The 13,100-nt window shown below is 74.4% G+C and carries 9 protein-coding genes; 6 read left to right on the plus strand and 3 right to left on the minus strand.

The window, feature by feature from the left end:
* The first annotated feature begins 250 nt into the window (after window positions 1-250).
* From IH61_RS45960 to IH61_RS0115775, 4 genes are all read left to right on the plus strand, one after another.
* Window positions 251-787 carry a hypothetical protein gene (locus tag IH61_RS45960; RefSeq protein ID WP_158845005.1) on the plus strand — a complete coding sequence of 179 codons (537 nt, stop codon included), beginning with the start codon at window positions 251-253 and terminating at the stop codon, window positions 785-787.
* Between the two features lie 987 nt (window positions 788-1,774).
* A complete protein-coding gene (locus IH61_RS0115765; RefSeq protein WP_199823330.1) occupies window positions 1,775-2,653 on the plus strand; it encodes a hypothetical protein in 879 nt (292 codons plus the stop codon).
* 52 nt (window positions 2,654-2,705) lie between these two features.
* On the plus strand, window positions 2,706-4,586 hold the full coding sequence (locus IH61_RS0115770; protein WP_037972829.1) for an HSP90 family protein: 1,881 nt from the start codon (window positions 2,706-2,708) through the stop codon (window positions 4,584-4,586).
* Entirely contained in the window at window positions 4,586-7,513 is a 2,928-nt protein-coding gene (locus IH61_RS0115775) for a hypothetical protein (protein WP_031070048.1), read from the plus strand. Before IH61_RS0115770 ends, IH61_RS0115775 begins: the two co-directional genes overlap by 1 nt.
* A 91-nt stretch (window positions 7,514-7,604) precedes the next feature.
* Here IH61_RS0115775 and IH61_RS0115780 read toward each other — a convergent pair whose 3' ends face one another.
* The gene (locus IH61_RS0115780) at window positions 7,605-8,903 is read right to left on the minus strand and encodes a carbohydrate-binding protein (RefSeq protein WP_037972832.1); all 1,299 of its coding nucleotides are present in this window, start codon (window positions 8,901-8,903) and stop codon (window positions 7,605-7,607) included.
* Between the two features lie 302 nt (window positions 8,904-9,205).
* On the opposite strand from IH61_RS0115780, the gene IH61_RS0115785 reads away from it, so the two are divergent.
* Window positions 9,206-10,498, plus strand: coding sequence for a sensor histidine kinase (locus tag IH61_RS0115785; RefSeq protein ID WP_051837152.1), 1,293 nt, complete (start codon window positions 9,206-9,208; stop codon window positions 10,496-10,498).
* Complete coding sequence (locus tag IH61_RS0115790) at window positions 10,483-11,142, plus strand: response regulator (RefSeq protein WP_031070052.1); 660 nt, start codon at window positions 10,483-10,485, stop codon at window positions 11,140-11,142. The genes IH61_RS0115785 and IH61_RS0115790 overlap by 16 nt, the downstream gene beginning before the upstream one ends.
* Before the next feature lies 1 nt (window position 11,143).
* Here the strand turns inward: IH61_RS0115790 and IH61_RS0115795 are convergent, their stop codons facing one another.
* Both IH61_RS0115795 and IH61_RS0115800 read right to left on the minus strand, forming a co-directional pair.
* Window positions 11,144-11,707, minus strand: a complete 564-nt coding sequence (locus IH61_RS0115795; protein WP_107057148.1) for a GNAT family N-acetyltransferase — start codon at window positions 11,705-11,707, stop codon at window positions 11,144-11,146.
* Window positions 11,708-11,748: 41 nt separating this feature from the next.
* Entirely contained in the window at window positions 11,749-12,984 is a 1,236-nt protein-coding gene (locus IH61_RS0115800) for a glycosyltransferase family 4 protein (protein ID WP_063763209.1), read from the minus strand.
* Between the last annotated feature and the right edge of the window lie 116 nt (window positions 12,985-13,100).

A 13,100-nucleotide genomic window follows, 5' to 3' on the forward strand; every position in this document is an offset into this window, starting at 1 on the left:
GGTGGAGGGAGTCAGGGTGATGGGGATGGGTGGCCGGCGGGTGGCGGCTGTGGTGGTGGCGGTTGTGGTGGGTGGGGGGGTGGGGGGTTGTTCTTCCGGGGGGTCGAAGGGGGAATCGGCGGCCACGGGGGCGGGGGTGCCTTCGGCTGTGGTGACGGGGGGTTCGCAGGCGCCTGCGAGTGCTGCGGGGGCGGCGGTGCCGACCGGGGCGGCGTCGGTGTCGGCGGCGGCGTCGAAGCCGGCGGCTCCGGTGGCGGCTGCGCCGGGGGCGGATCTGGAGGCGGTGCTGCTGGACGACAAGGTGGTCGGGCAGGTGCTGCCGGACGGCAAGGCGATGGCGGGGTGGGACGAGGAGCGGCGGCGGGTTGATACGGCCGACCACAAGATCACCTGTACGGCGGGGACGAACCTGTGTGCCGGGAAGCCGTTGAGCGGGCAGGTGCGGTACTCGTCGGGGGACCAGGTGGCGAGGTTCCTGGTGGACACGCTGCCGAGCCGGGATGCGGCGAAGGAGCGGTTGAAGGAGTCGTACGCCTCGTACGCGGCGGGGTCGTTCCAGAAGGTGGACACGCCGACGGTGGGCAGTGAGAGCCAGGCGTTCCAGGGGCAGGGCGGCGGGAACGACGGGGTCAGCATCGTGTGGCGTTCGGGCACGGTGGTGGCGAGCGTGAGCACCGAGGGCGGGGCGGGGGACGTGGTGGCGGCGCGGAAGTTCGCGGCGATGCTGGCGCAGCGGATCGAGCAGGCGCAGGAGGGGAAGACGCCCGACGCCGTGCTCGGGGCTTAGGAGCGGAGAAGGAGGAGGCCCCGAGCCTGCGGGGAGTCAGCTGTGGCGGGGCTCCCAGCGGAAGAGGCGGCGGCCACGGAAGCCCTCCGCGACGAGCATTCCCTCCGCGAGGACGAACAGCACGGCGTCCCCCCGTGCCCGGGCCGGTCAGGACACGGGCGTGATCGATCCGGACAGGCCCGGGCAGCGCACGCTCAAGCCCGCCGCTCACCGCACCGGGGGCGGGGGTGCGCCGCTCCTGCGGACCGCCGTCCGGTGCGCGCAACTGGAGTCGAATGACGTGCACGCAACCAAGACTGACGGATACCCGGGGTGGATCGGGCCACGAACGGGTGTCAGAAATCTGTCAGGCAGCAAGATGCCACGGTCGCCCGCCCAACCGGCCCGCACAGTGCGGAGATTGGGCGAACGACGGATCGGGTCGTTCACAACTCGCCCATTCCGTGGGCAGTTCATCTCCGCGAGAGCGTTCTACCGTCGTACAGCTGACGCTGCGCTGACCCCCTCGAAGGGGGTGCGCGCACCTCGCCGGCTTCTCGTCGGTCGCCGAAGGCTGGGGGAGACGCCCGCTCATCCGACGTGATCCGAAAGACACGGTCTGGGACGGCCGAGGCCCCACGGCCCCCGGACCTGCCCGGGACCCACCGCGGCCCGGAGGACGGGCCATGGGCGCTGGGCTGCGCAAACGGATGTCGGCCGGGCGTGATATGTACTCAGTCTGGGTGGCCGCTGTTCGGCCATGCGAATGATGCCGATGATGTTCGAGGGGGCCATGACATGCCGCTGTTCCGACGCCGCTCCGGCGGGGAGGGAACGCAGAGCCGAGCGGGGCTGTTCGGTTTCGGCCGGCGGGCCGCCGAGGCTCCCACGGGCGCGCCCACGGGCGCGCCCGTAGCCGGGTCCGCGTCCGCGCCGGGGAGCAGCCGCGCGGCCACGGGTTCGGCGCCACGGATCGACCCCGCCTTCGGGGACGAGGCCGTGCGCCTCATGCTGGACCAGGCCGCCGCCGGGGACTGGGCCGCCCTGCGCCCCGCCCTGGCCGCCGTCACCGACGGCGCCGAGCTGACCTGGCTGGTCATGACGATCGTCGACCGGCCCCGCGTCGAGGAGTGGTCCGCCCGCGCCGTCGCCGAGGCCCCGGACGACACCCTCGCCCTGCTCGTCTCCGGCGCCCGGCACATCACCTGGGGCTGGGAGGCCCGCAGCAGCGCCCGCGCCAAGCACGTCTCCGAGGACCAGTGGAAGCTGTTCCACGAGCGCCTGGAGATCGCCGAGGAGCAGCTGCTGGAGGTCGCCGAGCGCGAGCCGTCCTGGCTGGCCCCCTGGTACTTCCTGCAGATCAGCGCCCGCGGCATCTCCCTCGGCCCGGAGATCGCCACCTGCCGCTTCGAGGCCGCGGTGCGCCGCGCCCCCGAGCACCCGGCCTCCCACCGCCAGCGCCTGCAGCAGCTGTGCGCCAAGTGGGGCGGCTCGCACGACGAGATGCACGAGTTCGCCCGCTCCGCCATGCTGGCCGCCCCCGAGGGCAGCCCGCTGGGCGAGCTGGTGGTCCTCGCCCACCTGGAGCGCTGGATCGACCTGCCCGACGGCGAGGACCACGCCTACTTGACGAGCCCCACGGTGCTCGCCGAGCTCCAGGAGGCCGCGTTCCGTTCGGTCCTCCACCCGGACTTCGTGCCCACCCGCGGCTGGCAGTCGACGTTCAACACCTTCGCGATGGCCTTCTCCCTCGCCGACCAGCCCCGGACGGCCCGCCTGCTGTTCGACGCCCTGGACGGCGCGGTCACCGAGTCCCCCTGGCACTACCTCGCGGGAGACCCGGTCAAGGCTTTCAAGGCCCACCGCGACCGCGCCGCCGCGTACTGACGCCGCGCCCTCGAACTCCAGACACCCGTTTCCGCGACCGAAAGAGCCTCCGGTGTCCCCAACCGACAACCCGACGAGTGCGCACACCTTCCAGGTGGACCTGCGCGGCCTGGTGGACCTGCTCTCCCACCACCTCTACTCCAGCCCGCGCGTCTACCTGCGCGAGCTGATGCAGAACGCGGTGGACGCGATCTCCGCCCGCCGCGCCCTCGACCCGCAGGCCCCGGCGGGCATCACCGTCCGCGCCGACGACGAGCTGAGCATCACCGACACCGGCATCGGCCTGACCGAGCAGGACGTCCACACCTTCCTCGCCACCATCGGCCGCAGCTCCAAGCGCGACGCCGACGGCCGCCTCGACGGCGACGGCCTGGCCAAGGCCCGCGGCGACTTCATCGGCCAGTTCGGCATCGGCCTGCTCGCCTGCTTCGTCGTCGCCGACGAGATCACCGTCGTCACCCGCCACGCCGGCTCCCCCGACGCCCCCGTCATCGAGTGGCGCGGCATGTCCGACGGCAGCTACACCATCCGCACCCTGCCCTCCTCGGCCAAGCCCGAGCCCGGCACCACCGTCACCCTCGCCCCGCGCGCCGACGCCGCCGAGTGGACCCGCCCGGCCCGGGTGATCTCCCTGGCCCGGGACTTCGGCAGCCTGCTGCGCCACGACGTCACCGTCGTCGACGCGGGCGGCACCGAGCACCGGATCAACCGCACCCCGCCCTGGGCCGAGCGCCACACCTCCCCGGTCACCCGGCGCGAGGCGCTCACCGCGTACTGCCGCGAGACCTTCGACTTCACCCCGCTGGACACCATCGACCTCGACCTGCCGCTCGTCGGCCTGCGCGGCGTCGCCTACGTCCTGCCCGACGCCGCCCCGCCCTCGCGCCGCAACGGCCACCGGGTGCACCTCAAGGGCATGCTGCTCTCCGACCAGGCGCCCGAACTCCTCCCGGACTGGGCGTTCTTCGTCCGCTGCGTTGTCGACACCGACGGCCTGCGCCCCACCGCCTCCCGCGAGGGCCTGTACGCGGACGAGACCCTCGCCGCCGTGCGCGACGCGCTCGGCGTCCGCATCCGCGACTGGCTGACGGGCCTGTCCGCCAGCGACCCGGCCCTGCTGCACCGCTTCCTGTCCGTCCACCACCTGGCCGTCAAGGAACTCGCCCGCTACGACGACGAGTTGTTGCGGATGATGCTGCCCTGGCTGCCGTTCGAGACCACCGACGGCAACGTCACCCTCGACGAGTTCGCCCGCAGCCACCCGGTGGTGCTGGTCACCCGCACCGTCGAGGAGTTCCGCCAGGTCGCCCCGATCGCCGGCGCCGCCGGCCTCGGCGTCGTCAACGGCGGCTACACCTACGACCGCGACCTCGTGCACCGCCTGCCCGAGATCCGCCCCGGAGTCTCCGTCTCCGACCTCGACCCGGGCACCGTCACCGCCCACCTGGACACCGTCGACCCGGCCGCCGAACTGGCCGCCAACGCCTTCCTGTCCATCGCCCGCGAGGTCGTCGGCCGCTTCGACTGCGACGTCGCCCTTCGCAGCTTCCACCCCACCAACGCCCCCGCCCTGCTGCTGGACAACCGCGAGGCCCGCCACGAGCGCACCCGCTCCCAGCTCGCCGACGAGGCCGACGGCCTCTGGGCGGACATCCTCGGCTCCCTGCGGGCCGAGGTGCCCCGCGCCCAGCTGGTGCTCAACCACCTCAACCCGCTGGTGCGCCGCGCCGCCACCGTCACCAGCCGCGAGCTGGCCGTCACCGCCGTCGAGGCGCTGTACGGGCAGGCCGTGCTGATGACCCGCCGCCCGCTCAAGGCCAGCGAGTCGGCCCTGCTCAACCGCTCCTTCATCAGCCTGCTCGACCACGCCATGCTCGGCCACGAGGCGGCCGGCGCCGCCGGTAGCGCCGGAACCGACGAGAAGGAGGCGTGATGCTGGACACCCCCGAGGCGGTGATGGCCGCGCTGCGCGAGAACGACGCCCGCCCGTACGGCCGCACCCGCACGGTCACGGCCGAGGAACTCGTCGACGCCGCCGAGCAGTTCGAGGACACCGAGATCCGCTCCATGGCCCTCATGGAGCTGATGGAGGCATACGAGTACGACGGCGAGAGCAACAAGAGCCCCGTCGTCTTCGCCCGCATCCTCAAGCTCTGGGACCAGGACCCGGACGGGTTCAGCGAATGGGCCCGGCACCAGGTGTTCTGGCGCTTCAAGTGGGTGGCCAGCGCCCTGCTGGACACCCCGGACGTGCCGCTGGCCGCGATCGAGCGCTGGCACACCGAGATGCGCGACCGCTACCGCGCGGCCGGCTTCGACCTCCAGCCGTACTACGCCCGGCGCTACCACCTCGCCGTCGAGACCGGCATCGAGGTGCAGAACGCCTACGAGCTGTGGACGGCCCGCCCCCGCACCGAGCTGAGCGACTGCCACGCCTGCGAGACCCGCAGCCGCGCCCGGCACTTCCTGCGCGCCGGGGACGACGCCCGCGCCCTGGAGATCCTCGCCCCGGTGCTCTCGGGCCGCAGCACCTGCGAGGAGGAGCCCTACCTCAGCCAGTCCGTCGCCCTGCTGCCGCTGCTGCGCCGCGGCAAACTGGACGAGGCCCGCTCCGCCCACCTGTCCGGCTACCGCTACGCCCGCGGCAAGTCCGCGATGCTGGGCGCGATCGGCCGGCACATCGAGTTCTGCGCCCTGTCCGGCAACGAGCCGCGCGGCCTCGAACTGCTCGCCGAGAACCGCGAGCTGTTCTCGGTCACGGGCGAGCCGGGCTCCCGGCTCTCCTTCCTGACCGGCGTCGAGGTGCTGCTGGCCGCCCTCGCGGGCGCCGGCCACGGCGAGCTGACGGTCAGCGGCCCGGCCGGCACCGCCTGGACGGTCGACACCCTCCTCGCCCACGTCCGCACCGAGGCCGACGCCCTGGCCGCCCGCTTCGACGCCCGCAACGGCACCGACGCGGTCAGCGCCGACCGCCGCGAGCGCCTGGCCGGCACCCCGCTGCTGGCCGAACCGCTGGCCCTGGGCGTGCGCGCCGCCGCCGCGCCCGAGGTCGCCGCCGCCCCGGCCGTCGCGCCCGCCCCGCGCCGCGAGGTCGAGCCCGAGCCGGAGGACTTCACCGCCCTGGTGCTGCGCGCCCGCGAGCTGGACCTGCTCGGCCACCCGGACGCCGACCGCCTCTGGCACCGCATCGCCGAGCGCACCCAGGCCGAGGGCTTCGTCCACCCCGAGGACGCGCAGCTCGGCAGCCCCGAACGGCTCGAGGCCGAACTGGTCGAGCAGCGCGCCCACGACGAGCTGGACAAGGACCACCACGAGGCCGGCCGCGCCGAACTCGCCGCCGCCGCCGAGCTGTTCGAGCGGGCCGGGATGCCCGGCCAGGCCCTGATGGTGCGCACCCGCGCGCTGATCGTGGGCCTCGGCGAGGACGAGGCCCAGGGCGGTCACCCCGTCGACTGGCCGGCCCTGGACGAGGCCCTGAACGCCGCCGAGGCGCTGCGGGCCACCAGCGGCACCGCCGTCGAGGGCGGGATGACGGACGACGACTACCTGATCGTCCTGCAGTCCCGCGCCTACGCCGCCCACCAGGACCTCGTCGAGGCCCTGCCGGAGCCCTCCGCCGAGGTCGTGGCCCGCTTCGAGGCCGTCACCGGCGCCTACCGGAAGGCCGCCGAGTCCCTCGGCTCCGAGCGCCGCGCCGCCACCTCCCGCCAGTACACCGCCGACGCGGCCGCCCGGCAGGGCCGGATGCCCGAGGCGGTGGCCGAACTGCGCGAGGTGCTCGCCCAGTTGGACACCTGCGGCCTGCCCTGGCACACCCCCCGGGTGCTCGGGCTGCTGGGCCAGGTGCTGCTGCAGTCCGGCGAGTGGACGCAGGCCCTCGAGGTGTTCCACCGGGCCCTGGCCGAGGCGTCCCGCTGGGGCGACGACTCCTACCCGTACGCCCCGACGTACATGATGCTCGGCCACGCGAGCATGCAGTCCGGGGACTCCGGCGGCGCCGTGCGCGCCCTCTCGGAGGCCGCCGCCCGCTTCGACCGCCGGGGCCCCGAGGCCGCCGAGGAGGCCGCCCAGGTGCGGCTGCAGCTGGCCGACGTGCTGCGCTCCATGGAGCGCACCGGGGACGCGGTGGCCGTCCTGGAGTCGGTGCTGCTGGACGCGGAGCGCCTCGACGAGCGGCTTCTCGCCCAGGCCCGTCTGGACCTCGCCCGGGGCCTGGCCGAGCTGGACGAGTGGCGCGACGCGGCCGAGGAGTTCCTGCGCCTGGCCGACGCGGTGGCCGGCTGGGAGGACCAGGAGACCCACACCATGGTCGCCTGCGAGGCGTCCATCGCCCTGGCCCACGCCGGGCGCTGGGACGCCGCCGAGGCGGCGGTCGCCCGCGCCCGCGCCTCGCACGAGAAGGCCCCCCAGGTCGACCAGCTGTGCGGAACGCTTCGCGAGCTGGCCAAGCTGACGGTGCGCGAGCACGGCCCGGACGGGCTGGACGCGGCGCTCGCCCACATCGCCGCCGCCGACGAGGTCGGCGAGAACGCCCGCCGCCTCGGCCAGGACCACACCGAGTGGTACGTGCGCGGCGCCTCGCACTACGAGCGGGGGCGCTGCCTGGCCATCGTCGGCCGGTACGAGGAGGGCCTGGCCGAGCTGGAGCGGGCCGTCCTCGAGTACGAGCGCGGCGGGCCGCAGGCGGAGGCGCCCCGGGCGGAGGCCGTCCGACTGGCGGCGCTGGTCGAGGGCACGGACCTCGGGCGCACCAAGGAGGCGAAGCGCCGGCTCGCGGCCGCCATCCAGCGGTGCGAGGCGGCGGGGTTGCCGGAGGCGGCGCAGATCCTGGCGGAGCTGCGGGACCAGCTGACGGACTGACCTTTCGCGAGGGGGAAGGGGGCGGGCGCTTCGACGGGCGCCCGCCCCCTTCTTCGCGTTCGGGATCGAGTTCGGGGGTCGCGTTCGAGGATCAGCAGGGGCCGTCGTCGGCCCAGACGCCCCACTGGCCGCTGGCGCTCGGCACCTCGTTGGTCGTCCACCACTTGGCGTGGTAGTTGTGCCCGTTGTACGAGACCTTGTTGCCGCCGGTGTACACGGCGCCGGCGCTCCACGCCGGGGCGGTGCAGGTGCCGGGCGTGGGCACCGGGGTGGTCGGGGTGCCCGGGCCGGTCGGCGGGGTGCTCGGGGGAGTGGTGGGCGGGGTGGTGGGCGGCGTCGCGCCGGCGAACTTCACCGTGTACTTGGTGAAGTCCCAGTCGTTCTGCGCCACGCTGGAGCAGGAGCCGGACAGCCCCGGGTCGACCGGGCCGGAGCACTGGCGGTCGCGGTTGACGGACCAGTAGGTGTACCGGGCCAGGCCGTGCGCGGTGGCGAAGTCCAGGACGGCCTGGAAGTCCGCCTGGCGGAAGTACTCGGCGGCGTCGGTGCGGCCGTTCATCATGGAGACGCCCTCGTGGGCGTAGGCGGTGGCCTCGTCCCAGCCGAAGACGTTCCGCAGGATCTGGTTGAACTTGGTGAGCGCGTCGGTCTGGGCCGCCGCGCCGTTGAAGCCGCCGTCGAACGGCATGATGGAGAAGTTGTTCGGCGTGAAGCCCTGGGACTTGGCCTCGTTGAGCATCTGGGTGCCGAACCAGCCGGTGCCCGCGTTCGTCCCGGCGGTGGTGACCGAGACGTAGAGGCCCGGGTTGTTCTGCTGGAGGATCCTCGCCGCGCCGATCTCGTTGTGGATGGCGGCGGTGTTCTCGTACTCCGGCTCCTCGAGGTCGAAGTCGACCGCCTTGAGTCCGTACTTGGTGATGACCTTCTGGTACCCGGCGGCGGTGGCCTCCGGGGTGCCGCAGACCTGGCCGAGCTTGGTGCCGCCGTACCCGCCGACGGACACGGAGACGTCCCCGCCCTTGCCGCGGACGGTCTGGATGACGCCCGGCATGGTGGTGTCGGTGTCGATCGAGGAGGTGCCGCCCCAGGCGGGCGAGCAGGAGTTGCCCTGCGCGAGGATGAAGGCCAGCTGGAACGCCTTCTGGCCGGTGGCGTCCATGACGGCGGCCGCGTCCGGCGGGCTGTTGTCCTCGGGCATCAGGTAGGGCGCGGAGGCGTACCAGTTGCTGCCCAGGCCGCCGCCCGTGGTGTCCGCGGCGGAGGCGGAGGCGGAGCCGGTGGCGGTCAGGGCGGCGACGCCGCCGGCGACCAGGCCGAGCACCCCGGCGACGGCCAGGGCGGCGCGGCTGCGGCGCCTGCGGGGCGCGGTCGCGGGGACGGTGTCTGGCACGGTTTCTGGCAGGTGTCGGGCGGGAACTGCGCGTTCCATCGGGTGGGCCTTTCCGGAAACGGCTGTGGGGGAAGTGGCCGGTCGCGCCAGGGAGGGGGTGGCGCGGGATCGGCCGAACCGTCCACGGGCACGCGGTACTTGCCGTGGACTGCCACTGGTATAGACCTGTGGCGGAGCCCAGGTCAAGACCTTCCGCCGTACGCGCCAGGACAGGCTCCAGTCCTCGGCCCGGCCGAGCAGGTGGTCGGCCTGCGCCCGCCGCCGCACCGAAGGTTCGTCAACGAGCCGGTTAGAGTGGCGGGGTGAGCGCTTCGGGGGAGTCCGTGTCCGTCCTGGCAGCGCTGCGTGCCCGCCCGTCGGCCTTCCCGTTCACCCGCTGGACGCCGCGCTGCTGGGCGCACCTGCTCGGCGGTGCGCTGCTCGGGCCGCCGCTGCTGGTGGCGCTCACCGTGCTGCTGGCCCTCGGGCTCGGCCTGTCCGTCGTCGGGCTCGGGCTGCCGGTGCTGCTCGCCCTCGCGCTCGCGGGCATCCCGGTCGGGGCCGTGGAGCGGTGGCGGCTGCGTCTGGTCGAGCCCGTCCCGCTGCCGGACCCGCACAGCCGCCTGCCCGGCGCCGGGCCGCGCGCCCGTCTGCGGACCAGGCTGCGCGAGCGCGCCACCTGGCGGGAGCTGGCGTTCGCCGCGCTCACCGCGACCGTCCTCGCCGCCTCCTGCCTCGGCTTCGCCCTGCTGCTGATCCTCTCCTTCGCCTACGTGCTCTCCCCGCTCATCGTGTGGGCGCTCGCCCCCGAGACCGTCATGCTGATCCCCGGTCACGCCGTCGGCGGCCCGATCGCCGCCCTGCCGTTCAGCGCCGCCGGGCTCGCGGGCCTGCTGCTGTGCGCGTACGCGGGGGCGCTGCTCACCGGCGCGCAGGTGGCGCTGGCCCGGCTGCTGATCGGGCCCCGGCGGGACGACCTCGGGCACCGTGTCCTCGAACTCACCCGCTCCCGCGCCCGATTGGCCGACGCCTTCGAGGCCGAGCGCCGCCGCCTCGAACGCGACCTGCACGACGGGGCGCAGCAGCAACTCGTGGCGCTCAGCATGACGTTGGGCCTGGTCGAGTACGAGCTGCAGGGGGCCGGACGGGCCTCGGAGCTCGTCGCCCGGGCGCGCGGAGAGGCCCGGGAGGCGCTGGAGCAGCTGCGCGGGCTCGTCCGGGGCATCCACCCGCCGGTCCTCACCGACCACGGACTGGCCGCCGCCGTCGACGAGGTGGCGCTGCGTCACCCGATCCCGGTGGCCGTCGACATCGACCTGCCCGGCCGACTGCCCGCGCCCGTCGAGTCCACCGCCTACTTCACCGTCACCGAGGCGCTCACCAACGCGGCCAAGCACGGCGGCGCGAGCGCGATCACCGTCCACGGACGGGTCGAACGCGGCCGCCTCCTCGTCCAGGTCACCGACGACGGCGGCGGCGGCGCCGACCCCGCCGCCGGCGCCGGACTGGCCGGGCTCGCCGACCGCGCCGCGCTCCTCGACGGCCGCCTCACCGTCACCAGCCCCGTCGGCGGCCCCACCACCCTGCGCCTGGAGGTCCCGTGCTCCGCGTCGTGATCGCCGAGGACGCCGTGCTGCTGCGCGCCGGCCTCGTCGAACTCCTCACCCTCGGCGGCCACACCGTCACGGCGGCCGTCGGCGACGCGGCGGCGCTCACCGCCGCCGTCGACGCCTCCCGGCCGGACGTCGTCGTGACGGACGTCCGCATGCCGCCCGACCACACCGACGAGGGCCTTCGCGCGGCCCTCGCCCTGCGGGAGCGTCACCCGGGCCTGCCCGTCCTCGTCCTCTCCCAGTACGTGGCCACCCCGTACGCCACCCGCCTGCTCGCCGCCGCGGGCGCCCAACCGGCGGGTCTGGGCTACCTGTTGAAGGACCGCGTCGGGGACGTCGCCGACTTCCTCTCCGCCCTGCGGCGGGTGGCGGCGGGCGACACCGTCATCGACCCCGACGTCGTCCGCGTGCTGCTCCGCACCCAGACCGCCGACCGGCCGCTCGCCCGCCTCACCCCCCGCGAACGCGAGGTCCTCTCCCACATGGCCGAGGGCCTCACCAATCAGGCCATCGCCGCGCGCCTGTGCATCACCGAAGCCTCCGTGGTGAAGCACTGCGGCAACATCTTCACCAAACTCGACCTCGACCCCACCACCGGCAACCGCCGCGTCCTGGCCGTCCTGACCCACCTGCGCGCGGGGCAGTAGGTCAGCGCTGCTCCCACTGCTCCTTCGTGATCTCGTACTGCACGCCGCCGAGGTCGGCGCCCTCGACCGTCATCATGCCGTCCGGGGTGGGGAGGGGGTGGGAGAACGTCATGCCGACCTTCTCCATGACGTTGCGCGAACTGCGGTTGAGCACCATCGTCGCGGCCCAGACCTTGGTCAGGCCGAGCTCGGCGAACCCCTTGCGCAGCAGGGCCAGCGAGACCTCGGTGGCGTAGCCCTTGCCCCAGGCCGCCTGCCGCAGCCGGTAGCCGAGCTCGGCCTCGTCCTTCGGGCCCTGCCTCTCGGGCCGCAGGCAGAACCAGCCGACGAACACCCCGCCCTCCTTCTCGAACGCGGCGAAGAGCCCGAGTTCCCCGCCCCACCGGTCGTACCCGGCGATGATGTTCGGCAGGTGGCTCTCGCGCACGATCTCCGCGGGCGTCGCCTCCCCGCCGGACAGGAAGCGCATCACCGCCGGGTCGCTGTCCAGCTCGATCAGCAGGTCCGCATCGTCGGCGGTGAATCGGCGCAGCGTCAGGCGCTCGGTTTCCAGGTAGGTCGTCACGGAGCGGATCATCCACGAGGAGCGCGCGACTGCCAACGGATTTACGGCATCGGCCCCGCGCCCGACGGACGGCCGACGCGGGCACCGCCGTCGACAACCCCGGTACCGCCGTCGCCTGCTCCACCCGGCCGACCTCCGGCGTACGGGGGTGGCTGGGGGAGGGGGGTGGCGGGATCGAGGAGGCGGGTGAGGTGGTGGGCGGAGGTGTCCCAGGACCACTGGGTCTGCGCCCAGTTGCGGGCGGCGGTGGACATGCGGGTGCGGGCGGGGGAGGGCGCGAGGAGGAGGCGGGTGAGGGCGGTGGCGATGGCGGTGGTGTCGCGGCCGTCGACGACGTGGCCGGTGACGCCGTCGAGGACGGTGTCGGGGGCGCCGCCGGAGCGGCCGGCGAGGACGGGGAGGCCGGCGGCGGCCGCTTCCAGGTAGACGATGCCGAGGCCCTCGGCCTCCAGGCCGAGGCGGCGGGTGCGGCAGGGCATGGCGAAGACATCGGCTCGGGCGTACCAGCGGGCGGTGTCGGCGTGGTCGAGGCCGCCGGTGAAGCGGACGCTGCCGGGATCGGTGAGGTGTCGGGCGAGGCCGCGCAGGCGGTGCTCGTCGGGGCCGGCGCCGACGAGGACGAGCTGCGCCCCGGGGACGGCGCGGCGGACGGCGGGCAGGGCGCGGATGAGCATGTCCTGTCCCTTGCGCGGTACGAGGCGGGCCACGCAGAGGATGACGGGTGAGGTGCGGGGGCCGGGGGCGGGAAGAGGGCGGAAGACGGACGGGTCGACGCCCGGGACGAGCCGCGAGGTGCGGGCGCCGGGCCCGAGGGCGGGGGCGATGCGGGCGCGGGTGTACTCGCCGAGGTGGGTGACCACGTCGACGCTGCGCCCGATGCGCCGCAGCAGGCGCCGGGCGCCCGGGGTGCGGGCCCACCAGATCTCGTGGCCGTGGGTCGTGGCGACGGTGCGCCGTATGCCCGGGGCCCGGCGCAGCAGGCCGGGGGTCATGGCGGCGAGCGGGGCGGCGGCGCCGAACCAGACGCGGTCGCAGTCGTGGGCGCGGGCGAGTTCGGCCGCGCGGCGGGTGACGCGGGGGGTGGGCAGCAGGGTGCGGGCGCGGTCGCGGATCACGGGGAAGGGGAGGGCGGCGTCGTGACGGTCCGCACCCGGTTCGGCGGAGGTGTAGACCACGACACGGTGGCCGGGTTGGCGGACGGCCATGGCGTGGACGAAGGTCTCGATGCCGCCCTGGCGGGGCGGGAAGTCGTTGGTGACGATGAGCGTGGTGCCCATGAGGGGGACGGGCCTCGATTCAGGGAGGGGGCGAGGAGGGAGAGCACGAGCGGCAGCGCGAGGTAGCCGAACCGCCCGGTGGGGGCCAGCCATCCGCCGCACCACCACCGCGCTCG

Origin of the sequence: Streptomyces sp. NRRL WC-3742 (assembly GCF_000720635.1) — a bacterium.
Lineage (GTDB): Bacteria > Actinomycetota > Actinomycetes > Streptomycetales > Streptomycetaceae > Kitasatospora.

Excerpts from the sequence above, each read along its gene's own strand:
- IH61_RS0115765 (WP_199823330.1), top strand. The coding sequence starts at position 1,775 with ATGCTGGACCAGGCCGCCGCCGGGGACTGGGCCGCCCTGCGCCCCGCC.
- IH61_RS0115775 (WP_031070048.1), top strand. The coding sequence starts at position 4,586 with ATGCTGGACACCCCCGAGGCGGTGATGGCCGCGCTGCGCGAGAACGAC.
- IH61_RS0115800 (WP_063763209.1), bottom strand. The coding sequence starts at position 12,984 with ATGGGCACCACGCTCATCGTCACCAACGACTTCCCGCCCCGCCAGGGC.